At 42.9% G+C, this 16426-nt stretch carries 12 protein-coding genes; 7 read left to right on the top strand and 5 right to left on the bottom strand.

All coding sequences use genetic code 11. The features are described from left to right. Positions 1 to 365 precede the first annotated feature (365 nt). From MHN32_RS20870 to MHN32_RS20860, 3 genes are all read right to left on the bottom strand, one after another. Complete coding sequence (locus MHN32_RS20870; RefSeq protein WP_239422699.1) at positions 366 to 938, bottom strand: hypothetical protein; 573 nt, start codon at positions 936 to 938, stop codon at positions 366 to 368. Next, the gene (locus MHN32_RS20865) at positions 935 to 1222 is read right to left on the bottom strand and encodes a hypothetical protein (RefSeq protein ID WP_239422698.1); all 288 of its coding nucleotides are present in this window, start codon (positions 1220 to 1222) and stop codon (positions 935 to 937) included. The genes MHN32_RS20870 and MHN32_RS20865 overlap by 4 nt, the downstream gene beginning before the upstream one ends. Positions 1223 to 1289: 67 nt before the next feature. Then, positions 1290 to 1568 (bottom strand): helix-turn-helix transcriptional regulator, encoded by a 279-nt coding sequence (locus tag MHN32_RS20860; protein ID WP_239422697.1) that lies wholly within the window; start codon positions 1566 to 1568, stop codon positions 1290 to 1292. A 281-nt stretch (positions 1569 to 1849) separates the two neighbouring features. Here MHN32_RS20860 and MHN32_RS20855 point away from each other — a divergent pair, with 281 nt between their 5' ends. The 3 genes from MHN32_RS20855 (at position 1850) to MHN32_RS20845 (ending at position 4319) form a co-directional block, all read left to right on the top strand. Continuing rightward, a complete protein-coding gene (locus MHN32_RS20855; protein WP_239422696.1) occupies positions 1850 to 2203 on the top strand; it encodes a hypothetical protein in 354 nt (117 codons plus the stop codon). A 298-nt stretch (positions 2204 to 2501) separates the two neighbouring features. Then, on the top strand, positions 2502 to 3284 hold the full coding sequence (locus tag MHN32_RS20850) for a Rossmann-like fold-containing protein (protein WP_239422695.1): 783 nt from the start codon (positions 2502 to 2504) through the stop codon (positions 3282 to 3284). A 186-nt stretch (positions 3285 to 3470) separates the two neighbouring features. Next, on the top strand, positions 3471 to 4319 hold the full coding sequence (locus tag MHN32_RS20845) for a DMT family transporter (protein WP_239422694.1): 849 nt from the start codon (positions 3471 to 3473) through the stop codon (positions 4317 to 4319). Positions 4320 to 4398: 79 nt separating this feature from the next. Here MHN32_RS20845 and MHN32_RS20840 read toward each other — a convergent pair whose 3' ends face one another. Continuing rightward, positions 4399 to 6882 carry a prolyl oligopeptidase family serine peptidase gene (locus MHN32_RS20840; RefSeq protein ID WP_239422693.1) on the bottom strand — a complete coding sequence of 828 codons (2484 nt, stop codon included), beginning with the start codon at positions 6880 to 6882 and terminating at the stop codon, positions 4399 to 4401. Between the two features lie 137 nt (positions 6883 to 7019). On the opposite strand from MHN32_RS20840, the gene MHN32_RS20835 reads away from it, so the two are divergent. The 4 genes from MHN32_RS20835 to MHN32_RS20820 all read left to right on the top strand — a co-directional run bounded on the left by MHN32_RS20835 (position 7020) and on the right by MHN32_RS20820 (position 14196). Beyond that, entirely contained in the window at positions 7020 to 8030 is a 1011-nt protein-coding gene (locus MHN32_RS20835) for a LacI family DNA-binding transcriptional regulator (RefSeq protein WP_010379361.1), read from the top strand. A gap of 332 nt (positions 8031 to 8362) precedes the next feature. Continuing rightward, positions 8363 to 9589 carry a threonine/serine exporter family protein gene (locus tag MHN32_RS20830; RefSeq protein ID WP_239422692.1) on the top strand — a complete coding sequence of 409 codons (1227 nt, stop codon included), beginning with the start codon at positions 8363 to 8365 and terminating at the stop codon, positions 9587 to 9589. A 443-nt stretch (positions 9590 to 10032) separates the two neighbouring features. Further along, complete coding sequence (locus MHN32_RS20825) at positions 10033 to 12609, top strand: TonB-dependent receptor (RefSeq protein WP_239422691.1); 2577 nt, start codon at positions 10033 to 10035, stop codon at positions 12607 to 12609. 258 nt (positions 12610 to 12867) lie between these two features. Then, positions 12868 to 14196, top strand: coding sequence for a TonB family protein (locus MHN32_RS20820; RefSeq protein ID WP_239422690.1), 1329 nt, complete (start codon positions 12868 to 12870; stop codon positions 14194 to 14196). A gap of 35 nt (positions 14197 to 14231) precedes the next feature. Here the strand turns inward: MHN32_RS20820 and MHN32_RS20815 are convergent, their stop codons facing one another. Beyond that, on the bottom strand, positions 14232 to 16337 hold the full coding sequence (locus MHN32_RS20815) for a winged helix-turn-helix domain-containing protein (RefSeq protein ID WP_227387778.1): 2106 nt from the start codon (positions 16335 to 16337) through the stop codon (positions 14232 to 14234). Between the last annotated feature and the right edge of the window lie 89 nt (positions 16338 to 16426).

Raw genomic sequence — 16426 nt, 5'->3', positions numbered from 1 at the left:
ACAGGTCGTGAGTTCAAAATCGACGACATGTACAGGATGGTTAGTACCATACACCACAATCCTTGTTTGCATTTTTTATGTCCACTGTTGTTGGTTAAAGCCGTTCCACCAATACGCAGTACTACTTCCTTAGAACACGTAATGGGCTACTTCTAATACTTTATCATGTATATAAATCAATCTACACCCAAACTTTACTCTTTTCTTTCAGGTAGGTCAGGACTAGTTACTCCACCGCCTGCTGCTCCTGTTATTTTTTAGCTATATCATTGGGTAACAATATCATGAGAATTCTCCAATTTTAATAAAAGTAACCTCTGCACGTTATGTGATAGTACAAAGCTAATTTACTCCGAGCCATGCTCTCACATTGAGCTGCGGCTTGTAGAGTCACGACGAGTATAGAAACCACGATAAGCATCAATGACTAATGAAAATACAACCAGCACGGAAAGAATAGTGAGTATGTGCATCAAGCTTGGGTACGCGTTATAGATAAACATTGGGTTAAAGTCAGTTAGCTTTCTAAACCCTCGCTCGATAAGGGACGCAGTTTGAATGAGAGCAGCACTTGCTAAAATGAGTATGTAAGTGAGCTCATTTGGTGTTAGGGAAAAGTCTTTTGCGCTTTTTTGTGCAAAGCGACTGATAAAGCTTAAATTGAACTGCGCTATATAGTTTGCAATCTGTTTGCGTTTTATGATGAGCGCCATCAAAAGCAAATTTTGCGTCGCCATTATAAAGTAAAACCCTCCGCCCAGCTTTAAAGCAGGTTCATACAGTGCAATGTCTAATGTGCGTGCAAATAAAATATTGACTGCTAACCATTGAACATTAGGGCTGTCTTTACTTAGAAAGACTGAAATTATCAATACCACCCAAATCGAAATATTGATTAGGTGGTTATTTTCCATTATGACTTGATATAACGTACTCATGATTTCTCGTTGCTAGATTTAAAGTAAGGCGTTTGTATCGCACCTTCCACTTGTTGAGGATCAACTTGACCGCCTCCACCACCAGCTACACCGCCAGAGCCCGTAATTAGTCGCAAGTACTTGTGAGAAATGACTTGTACTACAGAGGTCGCTATATTGTCTCTTACTTGCCTACGGTTAATTTGAGCGCAATCACCGACCACACCACCCGAACCGATAATACTGCCTAAGTGTTCATCAGGAAGTAGTTGCTTTGAGATGTAATTAGGTTCTTTTTTATACACTTTGTATTCCTTATGTTAATAACATTTGTATGCATAGTGTAACAATCTTGATTGCAAATTGCGCTATTTAATCGAGGTTGGTATCGGTATCACCAAGTTCATCATTACTGCTTTTTTTTCGCTTTGGTAGTAAAGACTTGGGGTTCAATCCACAAACAATGTACATTCTAATTACTTGGTTTAAATCCGGTGTTGTCAGGCCGCTCTCCCAGTTGTAGATGGTTTGTTTTGAAACGCCCATCTTCCTTGCAAACTGAATTACAGAGTATCCTGCGGCAAACTGAATTACAGAGTATCCTGCGGCAAACCTCAGTTGCTGTACTAAACTGCTTGCTTTAATTGTCATTTATCTTTTCCCTTAGGGTACTCCATTAATATTCTTTTACTAACAATGACAACGCTATAGTCCTGCCTGAGCCTTGTTTGTGTATTTTGTGTTAAACAAATGAAACGGTCAAGTGTAAGAATCTGAAACAGTCTAAGCTTTTGGACTCATACCTTTGTAAGATCTGACACTAGAAGGAACAGTAAGGCGCTGTACTTGAAGTAACGCGCACTGAAAAAGCAATGCGTTACGCACATCACGTTCCTTTTTGGCATTTTCAGCATATTTAAAAGGACAGCAACATGAGAAAACGTAAGACTGAAACGTTTGAAACAAGCATGACGCAAATTGGTGAGCCAGAGAGTTCATCTGATTTAAGCACCATGAAGCTACGTGTTGAGACTCAAGATGCAATCGAAATTACATCCTTCAGATTACTCATCTATATTTTATCTAGAAAGTGTTCTTTTTTTAGCCTCTCTGGACTGCATCAAGATACTAAGTGCCCGTTATGTGCGTTAGCGTATCGCCAACGTGAGCAAAAAGGTACACAACGAAAACTTATAGCTGACAAGCAAAACGGACAGATAAACCAACTATCCAAACCGCACAAAATGCTATGGCAGGCACAAGACTGGGGGAAATATTTAGAGTGACTTTGCGTACGTTTGACCGCCTACGCACTTTCGGCCTTCAAGTGGATCAAACCATTACCTATGCTTCGCCCTGCCATCTTTACTATTTCAACGTTATGTTTAGTAAGGGGAGCAATTACACTGCCGCTAGCTATAGTTTTCCCTGAAAAAACCACCAGTTTTGCAATTTTGGCTGGGAGCATTTGGTTTTTGGCGGGTGTATTTTGTCTAGTTGGTTTTAAACTAATAAAAGAGCCAATTGCTACAAGATAACTGCCTAGTTTGATAAACTCCTCGTTTTACTGATTTAGACAGTTCCATGATACTCAATAAAAACTGGCGTATTCTTACCGTTGGTGACGGCGATTTAAGCTTCTCATATTCATTAGCAAAGTACTTTGCTCCAGCCCATCTTACTGCCAGTGTTTACGACAGTGAAAGTGAACTTAAGCATAAATATCAAGATAATGTATTTGATAAACTACATACTCTAGGGATTGATGTAGTGACTCAATTTGATGTCACAGAGGCACATTGTTGGCAAAAAGTGCCGTCGCATGCCTTTGATGCGGTAATTTTTCAGTTTCCTCTCATTCCTGCGTTTGACTCGCTTGAAAGCTTCCAAAACCAGACTTTGAGCGTTAACAGCCTCAATCGGAAATTGCTGCGAGAATTCTTAATAAACGCAGCGGCTCATGCACTTGATCCTAAAGGCGCTCAGCTAGGGATCATTACCTCTAAGGACGTAAAACCTTATATAGAGTGGAATCTAGAAGGCAGCCTTGTCAACGGACTTGAACAATATTACCTCGGTCAGTCTCAGTTTGAGATTTCACAGTTCCCAGAGTATCAAATTCGCAATGTCGACCGTGATAAACATGTAAAAGACACCAGCGGCATTAGCTATTACTGGTCTGTTAACCCATCTCATACCATCAGAGCAAAACTCAAAGTACCTGATTATTTGGGTGATAATTACTGTACTATTTGTAGAGCTGGCCCTTTTATCAATGACCGCGATAGGCTTGCACACTTTAATTCGAAAAAGCATAAAAATATGCAAAGACATGAAAGTGCTTGGCTTAACTACCTGAATACGTAAGCACAATTGGAACGATAACAAAAAGAAAATACTGAAAATTAAAAGTAAATAAATCAACAAATAACCATTTCAAAAACCAATAAAGGCATAAAATATACAAAAGTAATTGAGCCATTATTTAGACACGATTAGACTAGCCTTATATCGCCATCTTTTAAGCTTGTTATTTATCTTGTTGGGGTCTCAATGTCACTACTTAGCCGCGACTTTGTCATTGCGATTTTATGCCTGCTTTGCGCTATGGTCACCATCCAATCTGGAGCCTCTATTGCCAAGCAGTTATTTCCATTTGTTGGGCCTGAGGGCACCACAGCATATCGCCTAGGATTTTCAGCTCTTATTTTGTGCTTGGTGTTCAAGCCTTGGCGTCATTTACCGACAAACTGGCGACCACTCATCGTCTATGGCCTATGTTTGGGCGGCATGAATATCACCTTTTACTATGCCATTGAACGTATCCCTATTGGCATTGGTGTGGCTTTAGAGTTTACCGGGCCACTCGCCGTAGCGCTATTTTCATCTAAACGGAAACGTGATTATTTGTGGGTTGCATTTGCTATTTTAGGAATTTTGCTGTTGTTACCAGATCTTGGCGATGTCAATGGTTTAGACCCAGTAGGTGTTGCTTTAGCCTTGGTTGCTGGCGCTTGTTGGGCAGGATATATTCTCTATGGTAAGCGCTCAGGCAACGAAAGCTCCGGCGGGGTGACTGTGGCAATCGGCATGACGGTTGCCGCGCTTACTATCGTACCGTTTGGCGTGATGTCTCAAGGTGCAGCCCTCCTTAATTGGTCACTTATTCCATTGGGTATCGCAATTGGTTTGTTATCCAGCGCCCTGCCTTATAGCCTAGAAATGGTAGCGCTTCGAAAAATGCCCGCACAAGGGTTTAGTATTTTAATGAGCGTTGAACCTGCGGTTGCGGCGTTGGCTGGCTTTTTAATTCTTGGAGAGTTACTGACTGTTTGGCAATGGCTTGCCATTTTTATGGTAATTACCGCTTCCGTCGGCAGTTCGGTGTCTAGTAAAGAGTAGGTAGCTTAATTTTCGTATTACTGAAATAGGGTAAATAGAGGGGGTAGATCTACTACTCCCTCTACTGAATCGATTATTGTTAGTTAACTGTCGCTTCCGTTACGAGCGGTATCACTTCTTCTGTTGATGCGCCTTCAAGAACAGCGTCTTCCTTTTCAGAAAACAGATACTTGTCGAGCCACTGCTCTTGCTCCCAAAGCACATGTAAAATACTTTCACGTGCTTTATAGCCATGGCCTTCTTCTGGCAACATCACTAGCCTTGCATTACCACCTAAGCCATTCATTGCAGCAAACATACGTTTAGATTGCATAGGAAAAGTACCTGAATTTGGATCTTCCTCTCCATGGATCATCAACATAGGTTCGTTGATTTTTTCCGCGTGGAAAAAAGGCGACATGTTGGCATAGACGTTTTGCGCTTCCCAGAAGTTACGCGGCTCCCCCTGAAAACCAAACGGCGTCAAGGTGCGATTATATGCCCCGCTTCGCGCAATGCCAGTGGCAAACAAGTCACTATGGGCGAGTAAGTTAGCCACCATAAATGCTCCATAAGAATGCCCTGCAATCGCAATGCGCTTAGGATCTGCTATCCCTTTTTCTACTAAGGTATCAACAGCTGCCTTTGCACTGGCAACCAATTGCTGCCTAAATGTATCATTTGGTTGCGCGTCACCTGCCCCAATTATCGGCATCGTCGGATCATCAAAAACTGCAATACCTTTTGCTAAATACGGCATTGGTCCCCAATAGCCAATATATGGAAATTGGTAAGGTGATTCGCGCACCTGCGAAGCAACGGCTTTATCTTTAAACTCAAGCGGATAAGCCCACATCAGCACAGGTATACGACCTTTTGATGGGTCATAATCAGTGGGAAGATAAAGATTACCAGACAGCTCAACGCCATCATCACGTTTGTACTTGATTTGCTCTTTTACAACGCCTTTAAATGCAGGATAAGGGTGCGCAAACTTAGTTAGCTGCTCCAAAGTATCAAACTGCAAGTCACGGACAAAAAAGTTGGGTTGTTCTTGGCGTGACTCACGCACGGTAATAAAGCGCATACCTTCGTCATCTAACATTGCACGCACTCTTTCGTAATAAGGTTCGCTCGACTGCCAAATACGAGTTGAAGTATTGGTTTTTACGTCAAAACGATCTAAAAAAGGAATGTTGCCTTTCTCAGATGCACCGTTGCCCGTTAAAAACAAATACCTGCCTCCAACTAACTTCAATACTCTTGAACCTAAATCACTATTTTCATATACAAAGTTGCCAGGATCTTTGTATGCATCATTATAACTGCGCTCTGAAAACACCACGCGATTTTGCTCTGGATTACGCGGAGAAAATACTGACGAACGAATACTGCGATCGGCAAAGCGCCATTCATTCAAAATCGCAACATTGTTATCAGCCCATTCGATACTTGAAAAACGACGCTCTACTTTTGCGAAAAGTTCAGGTTCCTTTTTGAATGGCGAACTAATCGTATAAAGGTGGTCATGATAGTCAACCTCCACACTCATATCCCCACCATCTTGCGCTTCGGCCCATATCAGTGTCGCGCCATGGTCGTCACGCCATTGGATCTTTCGAGGCCCTTCTCTCACGCTATCAAAGCCCGCAGGCAGTGCGTCGGCTAGTGGTTGTCTTGCAACTTCAAATAATGGATAGCCACGCATTCCCCACACTTGCCATACCGCTGGAAAACGGCTGTAAGGCACTTGGAATGAGAAGGGATCTGCCATCATACCAACCACTAGATTGGTAGAGTCTGGCGAAACCGAGAAGTGTTTAAGATACGTTGGATTACCAATTTGCTGCGCGCTGGCATTCAGATTTAGCTTAATTAACTGCCCCTCAGAATAAAACTTAAATAGCTGAATATCATAGGGACTAGATAATAAATTCTGATAAGTGCGTGTTGATGCTTTTTTGCCAGATGTGGTTTGTATTATTGGCGTTAGGCTGGATTTATCTTTTGCGCTTGGTTGTTTGCCATGATTAATAGCAATATTCGCAATAATTGCAGTGCTATCTGGCAGCCAGCGGTACGGAGTTGAAGTCACCACCCCATTTAATGTTGATTGAGTAAGCTGTTTAAGATTGCGCTGCTCAATATCGTAAGCCCAAAGCGTAGCACTATTTTCTTGTTCAAGAATAAACGCAAGATAGCGGCTATCTGCACTCCAGCTTGGAGACTTGATCTTGCCTTTAGGTAGACCTGTCACCTTAATTAAGGCACCGGTTGCGACATGTTTAAACTCAATAGAGCTATATTGGCGGCTGGAGGTCCGCATAAAGGTTTGCGGATTGAACTTTATCCCCGCAAGCGCTTGCTCTGGCTGCCCAAGCTCTTCGAGCGTGAGTACCCTATTGCGCTGTAACAATGCCAACCAATTACCATTTGCACTCAATTTAGAGGTTGGGATCAATGGTGCATCAACAAGCTTTGCCAGCTCTGGAGAAGGTGTCATGTAGCCTTGCTCTTGTGCACATACCGTATATGATACGGTAGTCATTAATATGATAAATGTGATTTGTTTTAATAATTTCACTGTATTTACCTATCTTCGGCGTTTAGCAGGTGATCATATAACGATTATCGGGAAATGTGCAGAGATTTGCGATTTAATGCGATGAAAACTTGATGTACACTTAGTCACTTAACCAGCCATAATTGATACGAATTAGCATGAACAACGATAAAAAACTCGCTAAGGTTACCATTTTTGATGTTGCCGAAGAGGCACAAGTTTCTAAATCAACAGTATCTCTTGTCCTAACGCATAGCGATAAAGTCAGCGATAAAAGCAAAGAGAAAGTACTAAAAGCAATCGAAAAGCTGGGGTATGTTTATAATCGCGACGCAGCAGCGTTACGTAGTAAAAAGTCTAATCTTGTTGCTGTTGTTATCAACGACTTAACAAACCCGTACTCTGCTCAGCTTGCTGTCGGATTAGAAAAGCATATTTACGCATTAGGTATGGTGCCTATGCTGGTAAATACAGGCGAAGACTTTAATCGCCAGCGCCAAGTCGTTAATACTCTTAAAGAATACAACGTTTGTGCCTTTGTTATGGTGCCTGCACCAAGTACCCCTCGAGAGTGGCTGGACCAATTGGCTGACTCTGGATTTCCAGTTATTACCATTATGCGTGAAGTGGCCTTCGCGAAAGCCCCCTGTATTCTACCTGACAATAAAAAAGGGACTCACCTAGCAACAACTCACCTCATTGAGCAAGGCATAAAAGACATTGCTTTTCTTGGTGGTACTCCCGAAATTTCAGATTACCATGAGCGACTGTCTGGTTTCCAAAGCGCTCTAAAGCTCAATGGATTAAATGAAGCGCAACCTGCGATCGCTGCTCCAACCAATCGCCAAGGGGGCCGAGAAGCGTTTAACACCCTCATCGCTGACCATAAAGAGATAAAAGCTATCGTTTGCTTTAGTGACGTCATTGCATACGGTGCAATTGAAGCCATGCGCGAACACGGACTAGTACCTGGTGAAGACATCAAGGTTGTCGGTTTTGATGACTTGCAAGACTCCCAGCTGATGAAGCCCGCATTAACGAGCGTTAGAATTGATGCCGACGACATCGGTAAGCGGACATGCCATACGTTATCCGAAATTTTAAACAAATCGCAACCTGCCGTTAGAACCCTAGTGGATGTGTCATTGCAGATCAGAGAATCATCGTAACTCTTAGCGCTTAGCAATAAATGTAGCGCTGATACCTGTTTATAAAAAATGCAAATATTTGCGGCCAAAACTATAGACATTACTGAGAATCTGGATAGAATTCGCAGCAATCTTGGCCGCCAAATTTACCTATGCAAATAGTCTGTTGCGAATATCAAATTCGTGTGCAAAAACATAACTAAAATCTACAATGATATGTATCTTGCTAGCAGCGCGTACCCATGATGAGCTCAGTTTGATTTTTTTAATTTCAAACACCATACTTTTTTAACATTTTCGCCAATTCGCTTCATTCAGTAGAATTGGCATTACATATTTAAGGTTCTCTTTCGTTGAATAACGCAACCTTTACAGAGAAACGCCGCTTTATTGTGAAGTTAGGCAAAATGCTTCACAAATACGGTACCCCTGCCTATCGACTCGAAGCACATTTAATGGAAATAGCCACTCACCTAGGGCTAAAGTCTTCCTTTGTCATGTCTCCGACATCTGTCACTTTTGTAATTTGGACCGAAGGTCATGAAGAAGAATATACCCATGTGGCGCGAGTTGATCCCGGCGATCATGATTTAGGTTCATTGGCAAATACGGATGACGTCGCAACACGCGTGTTATCTGGTGAGCTTTCAATCCAAGAAGCTGAACAATGCCTTGAAGCCATTTTGCACGCTAAGCCCCCTTATAATAAGTTAATGACGGGTCTTGCATTTGCAACCTCAAGTGGCGCATTTGCGATGCTGATGGGAACTAGCTGGAATGACGTTTGGTGGTCGGCGCTAATATCGCTTGTGGTCTACATATTCGTGCTTTGGGCAAGTATTTCCAAACGCGTAACACATATGCTTGAGCCTTTGGTCGCCATCGTATCAGCAGTTGCTGCCTGCGCTGTGTCTGTGTACATTGACCCGCAGGTCAACATCCGTTTGGTGGTACTTTCGGCCATTATCGTGTTTATACCTGGCTTGGCGCTGGCGCTTGGGTTTGCGGAATTATCGGCTCGTCATCTAGTGTCAGGCACCGCTAGAGTCATGGACTCTATTATGTTGCTCTTTAAGCTCTACTTCGGTGCATTTTTGGGGATCAGTTTAGGTTTTGCGTTTTTTGGTCAAGTTGATTTTATACAACCATCACCATTACCGCGCTGGACAGCTTGGCTTGCAGTACTATTACTTTGTAGCAGCCTAGTTGTTATCTTTAGAACAAAACTACGCCATGCAAGTTGGTCACTCGCATCAGGCTTTATCGCCTACGCAGCCAGTATCAGTTCTGCGGTTTACTTTGATTACGCACTTGGTACTTTTGTTGGTGCATTTGCAGTGGGTGTCTTTAGTAATATCTTTAACCGTGTGGTAAATGCCCCAGCGTCCATTGTGGCGATGCAAGGTTTGATTGTGTTGGTCCCTGGTTCTAAAACCTATATTGGACTTAATTCTTTAATTGAAGGCCAAAGCTTTGTTCATGCGGACCATATTGGCCAACAAACCTTTTTAATATTTATGTCTCTTATCGCTGGCCTTATCTTCTCAAACGTTGTACTGCCACCTAAAAAGAGCTTATAACGCGCAAAAAGAACTGGAAAGGCGACTTTCCAGTTCTTTTTAGTTATGAATGTTAACAAAAAACAAAGCAAAATCACTCTAGTAAACTTAACTTAAACAGCACAAAAGCCAGAAAAAATTATTTTATAACCATATATTTCAATAAAATAAGAAAAATCAAAGAAAAAAATCACCAAATTCATAACTATTCATTTCAATTCAAGATTTAACAAACCCCGCTGGTGTTTAATCTTTCTCGAGGTCAACCTCTCAATCACAAGTAATACCAATTATCTTAATTAAGTGGTCTATTTTGAGGCGAGAAAACCTTGTCGATAACAAGGCAAAAATTTTGCTATTTAGTTGCTCTAAATAAGAAATTTTTAACGCAGTTAGCGTCAGATTTACTCCTTCAAACTGAGCAAGTATTAAGGCTAATTGGTATATGTACTCAAGGGGAATTTATGTTTCGCAATAACAAGAAAAAACTGGCTGTACTAATCAGCCAATCTTTGCTCGGCTCGGTACTTTTTGCACCGGGTCTAGCTCTCGCTGAAGAAAACAACAATCAAGAAGCAGCTAAAAATGGTGAAGTTGAAGTTATTCAAGTCAGAGGGATCCGTGGCAGCGTTGTTCAATCACTCAATACAAAAAGATACTCAGACGCCATTGTCGATGCAGTAACCGCCGAGGACATTGGCAAATTTCCAGATCAAAACGTTGCCGAATCACTACAACGAATTACCGGTGTTTCAATCACGCGTAGTTTTGGTGAAGGTGAACGCGTTAGCATTCGAGGCACAGGTGAAAGCCAAAACCGGACCTTATTGAATGGTCAAGCCGTTGGCTCAGCGGATTGGTGGACTAACTCAGCGGCGAGCCGTGGTTTTAACTATACAATGTTACCCTCTGAAATCATTTCTGGGCTTGAAGTTTACAAATCACCAGAAGCCGATATTGACGAAGGTTCTATTGGTGGAACCGTGATTGTTAGAACACGTAAGCCGCTTGATTTAGAAGCAAATAAAATTGCAGGTTCAATTATCGCACAGCACAGCGAAGTGTCAGGTGAAACCGACCCGCAACTTTCCGCTATGTACAACTTTAAGACCGATGATGAATCTTTTGGCGCCTTAATTTCTGTCGTGCGCCAAGAGCGCAACTTACGTCGTGATGGTATTGAAGCGTGGTCTTGGACCTATCGTGATATCACACTTGAAGACGGTACCGTCGTCGACAATGTCTACAGCCCTGGCGGTGGCGGCTCAGCAATGTTCTCACAGCAGCGCGTGCGCACGGGTATAAACCTCGCCTTGCAATATCGTCCAAATGAAAATATGGACATTGTATTCAATGCGTTAGACTCTACACTTGAAGCCGACAATGAAAACCAAAACTTCCTGTGGTTACCCGGTTACGGCGGCTCACAATATGCTGACATTACCGTTATCGACCACCCCGTAGTTGGAAAGATGGCCGTCGGCGGGACGCTTGGCTTATCACCAGATGGTAATAACATTCTGGATGAGACCAAAGTACGTAACTCTGAGCTCAAAACCAAATCGTACGACTTAAAAGTTGAACATCAAGGGCAACTTTGGGAATCTTCATATCACTTAGGTTACACAGAAGGTTCGGGTGGTTCACAAGCGGATCGCTCCGTTGGTTGGGAAGGCAACTATGTTCACAGCTTTGATGCGTCCCAAGAGGAAGACGTAAAAACCAGTTATGCTGCCGATCCAAACGATGGTGATAAATGGAATTTAGGCTTTTTACGTTATGACAGCAATGATGCGAAAGATGATGAAACTTATTTTCAAGCCGATTTTAAACGCCCAATTGATGTCGCTATCTTTAACCAGATCAAAGTAGGCTTTAAATATCGTGATCACAGTCGTTTTAATACCAAACACACAACGGATAATCGTACCGACTTAAACTGGAGTCTAGCTGATTACTCTAAAGCCATGCCTTCTGATTACCTTTCAGGCATAGGCTCAGCAGGCACAACGCGCAGCTATGCAATCACTGATTCAGATAAAATACGCCAAGAAGGTGATGCGCTGGGTTGGAATTACCGAGTATTGAAGGCCAGTACTTTCGATATCAATGAAAAAATTACCGCAGGCTACATTAAAGCGAATCTGGATGCAGATGGTCTACGCGGTAATTTAGGCGTGAGGCTTGTAAATACCAAACAAACCTCATCCGCGTTTGCAGGTGAGTCGGGTGCTGAGGTATGGACAACGGAAGAAAAGGACTACTTCGACATTCTTCCAAGCATTAACTTGGCAATTGACTTAGATGACGATTTATTAATGCGTTTTTCTGCGGCACGAGTTATGTCTCGCCCAGATTACGCCGATATGACAGCATCAACCTCATACAACCTGGAAACACAAACCGGCACTGGCGGTAATCCTGACATCGACCCATATAGAGCGACGCAGTTTGATACCGGTATCGAGTGGTACTTTAGCGACGCAGGTCTTTTTTCTGCGGTATTTTTCTACAAAGATATTCAGTCGTTTATCGAGAGCCAACCGGCACTTGAAACTCACGAAGGTAAAGAGGTACTGATCAGCCGTCCAGTTAATGGTAAAGCGGGTCGTATTCAAGGTCTGGAAGTCGGTTATCAACAAGAATTGTACGAAGGTTTTGGCGTTGCCGCTAACTATACCTATGTAGATGGTGAAGCCAAAGATGATGAAGGTAACGACATTACCATCCCAGGCAACTCTGAGCATACCGTTAACTTGAGTTCTTATTATGAAAACGAATTCATTAGTGCCCGTATCTCATACAACTTCAGAACAGGGTATGATACAGGTCGAGACTGGCCAGGATACATTGACGATTATGGTCAAGTAGATGCCAACCTTACCTATAACTACAATGAGAATGTGGCATTTATTCTTGAGGCCATCAACTTGACGGATGAACATACATTTAGCTATCAGGAAAAGGGAGTTGAGCAAGCACTAACGGGTGTCTATGCCGATGGAAGGCGTTTTAGCGCGGGGGTTAGATTTAACTTCTAACACCGAATAGCGAATGAAACTTTTACCGCTAAATCTGGTCTTATTAGTCGTAAAGAAATAGTTTCATGACTCGAATTAAGTCGCTTCCAAGCTAACACAGGTTCGACTTAGTAAACTCCCTGCCCGGAGTTCCAAAAAGCTGATAGCGTTTGCTATCAGCTTTTATTATTTAAATTTCCCTTATATTGTGGTTATATAGCCTATTAAAAATGGCCACAGCAACCCCAAAGAGCAGTCCGAGGATGAGTAATCAATAAAATGCGCAACAATCTCATTTCTGGGCTTATTTTTTCATTTTTTCTGAGTATAAGTTGGCAGACAAAAGCCGATCTTTATGATGCTACCCTCGCCTATCAGAATGAAGAATTCACTCTTGCATTTTCTGAATTCAATCGCCTAGCTCAGTTAGGTAATGCAGACGCCATGTATAATCTTGGGGTGATGCATTTGTACGGTCAAGGAACCGAACAAAGTGCCGCAAATGCCTTTGCTTGGTTTTCATTGGCTAAAGAGTTCGGTATTGCTGAAGCCTTTCAAACTGCGCAACTCGTTTTGCAGCAGTCCGACGACCAAAGTGGCCTAAAAGATTTCGTAACACTTCAAAAAAATCGTTTGGCAGACACCTACTTACTTGATTCAACACTTGCCCGGCTCAAACAACCCAATATCGTTTCTACGCCGAGTAAAACTCACGATGTATTACCTGACTATCCTGATGAGGCCGTACGACAAGGGGTTGAGGGCTGGGTTTGGTTAGAGTTTGATATCGACCAAGGCGGTAAGGCAACCAATATTGAGGTCGTAGATAGTTACCCCAAGCATATATTCACCGCTAGCCTGTTAAATGCTGTAGAGAAGTGGCGATATAGTGGACCAAAGCAAGCACACACGCTGATTTACCATTTTGCGACATATAAAGGCGAGCAATATCGCGAAACCTTAGCCATTCAAAAGAAGGCCTACGAAAAACAGCTAAAGCAGAATATCGACGCTGCAGAACGTGGTGTGGCGCAAGTACAATACTATATTGCTAACTGGTTGAGTATGAAAGATTACAACGCGTATCAGCTGCTGCGCTATCACTGGCGCGCTGAAGAACCAGAAAATGAATTATATTTAGCTGCAGCCAAAAATGGCTTGGACTTGGCACAATATCGTTTAGCAACTCAACTTATCAATGTGGGAGAGCATCGACTTAGTGTACTTTGGCTTGAACACGCAGCACAAACCATGGATATCGCAAAATATCGCTTAGCACGATCACTACTTACAAACACAGAGCTGCAAGATACTCCACGTGCGCTACAAGTACTTACCGAAGCTTCGAACAACGGCCATTTGCGCTCCACACTTCTATTAGCAAACACTTATTTAACTCGTCTCAACGACAAAACTCAGGCAAAGGCTTGGCTGCGTCATGGTCTCACCATCGATCCCGAACACCCTGAACTGCTGCTACTATCTGCCAAGCTTACAGATAATCAGGCAGAGGCCAAGAAGCTTGCCTCACAAGCATTGAAGTCGGCATCACAGCGCAATTGGAGTAGTAAAGCAATACGCTTATTCCAGCAAAAGCTAGCTAACTAACTGTACCCAACCTGGGCTTCGTAACATTGATGTCTTCATCGGTCACCGTACTCCAGTAATACTATGTCACTTTCATAGTTGTTGATCCGATTGAATACTACCTGACTGCCATCAAAGCTTGATAATACCTGTAACTCGGTAAACCCCGCGTAAAGGTGTAACCCAATTGGTTGTATTTCTTCGACCTTGTTTTCACTACTTAAATAACGATAAAGCACCAATTGGTGGCCTCTTTTCAGTACAAAGTAAACCCCATCTCGATATACTGCAGGCTGATAAAGAGATAAAGACCCACGTAACTGCTCTACATCAAATGTCTCAGTGAGCGCAGTAATTAGGTATTCCCTAACTTGTTCTTTATACCCCACAAAGCTAGGGTTCTTTTGAGTAAGAGGTAAATCAGGTGAGTGCGTTACCAGAGGTTGTTGCTCACTGCGCCCTTGAGATACGGTAAATTGCCATGCCTGCCATTTTGCTTCCGCCGAGAGCTTCGCTCGATAATACAGGTTTCTACCATCCTGTGACCAATGCAAGTCGGCAATTTCGGCAAAGTTATCAACTACTTTTTTCACCTCTTTAGTAAAAGAGCTTATTAAATACACTTTGTGCGACTTTGATAATACGGCGAGATATTCGTTATTAGGCGACAGCAATAGCAAAATAGGCACTTCTCCCAGCGGCATCGTACCAAGCAAACTCGACGTCGGCCGAAAAGCATGTTTATGCCACAGCTCAAATTGTGGCGCATCATTATTTTTGGTTGTCACCGAGGCATACACAAAATGTGCGCCATCATCAGACAATGCGGCAAGTAGGTCCATTCGAGCGGGCGACGTCAACTGCTTTTGCTGTGCTTCGCTTTGTGCGTCTACAGCAAGCTGATAAAAGTTAATTTCAGCCACGCCCTCAGTGTGCGCCGAAGCACGCAAGTTCGCATTGACATCAATCTCAGATATCGCACCAAATCCGGAGTATAATAACTGTTGCTCACGACCTTTAAGTACACTCAAGTTTTGTTTGGCGATAATAACCGTATCGTCCTCATAACCATGACTCAATGCCGAAAAAGACTGCTTGGAGAGTGTGGTGGTTTGGCTTTCAAGGTCCCCAAGTTGCCCCAGATTAAGCCGATAAACGCCCTGCTCTTTTACCTGATACAACAGCGTTTGTTGGTTAACTTGATAATGTGTTACATCGCGAATAGGCAACGCCGTGGTGTTGAGCACTTTAGGTTGATTATCCGCAAAAGTGACCGCTACAGATTGCAAATAGGTCCCAGCTTTATCCCAAGACTTAGTGATAAAATGGCCCGCTCGATATTCTAGCCAAGGCGCTGAGTCTTGTGCACTATTACAGCTGCCTAGCACGCTATCGCGCGCTAGTCGCCACATTTCTATTGGACCTTTAACGTGTAACGCCCGTACTTCACAGGAAACCGGATCCGAGCGCGAATAAATCAGCCAGTTACCATCTAAAGACCAACTTGCTGACTCTTCACTATAACCGCTGCTTTTTATCGTATGGGTTGTTTTGGTCTCAAGATCATAGACCGCCAAATCAAATTGATCGGCTCCCTCAGCTAAATAACTGTAGGCTAAATAGTTACCATTTGGAGAAAAGCGCACAAAGACTTCAGCACCCGGTGAGGACGTGATCCGAGTTGCTGTGACGGGCTGCTGTTGCAAGTCACTTTGCCACTGCTTGGTAATAAAAACGCCAAGCAAAGTCACCACAAGACCCATAAAAAACCCGAGCAGCGCAAATTGTGCGCCACGCCCACGAGACAGCTCCTCTACTTGCTCAAGTAGCGTCGGGGCTTTTTCAATTTGTGCAATACATTGATAACCTAGGCGTGGTACCGTTTTAATTATTTTTGGCTCGTTAGAACTGTCACCAAGCAGCTTACGTAGCTGTACTACCAGCTGGCTAACAGAGTTATCACTGACGATAGTACCGGGCCATACGATATCTAAGATAGCGTCTCTGGTAACAACCTGCCCCTTGTTAGCAATCAATAGACGCAATAATGCCGCATGCTTCGCTTCGATGCTTCTCCAAGAACCGTCAACACACACAGATAAATTGCTCAGGTCGACAAGTATCTCATTGATTAAAAAACGTTTTTCTAGGTTTTCAACCATCAACTACTAAAAATTTGTAAAACTATGGTTAGGCTCGTAATAAAAGCGTATTATGAGTATCAACTAAAGGTAACTTACTCGTATTATAA

It is taken from the genome of Pseudoalteromonas sp. Of11M-6 (genome assembly GCF_022347905.1).
GTDB lineage: Bacteria > Pseudomonadota > Gammaproteobacteria > Enterobacterales > Alteromonadaceae > Pseudoalteromonas.
The sequence above is the reverse complement of the archived record's forward strand: the minus strand, read 5'-3'. Positions and strand labels throughout refer to the sequence as shown.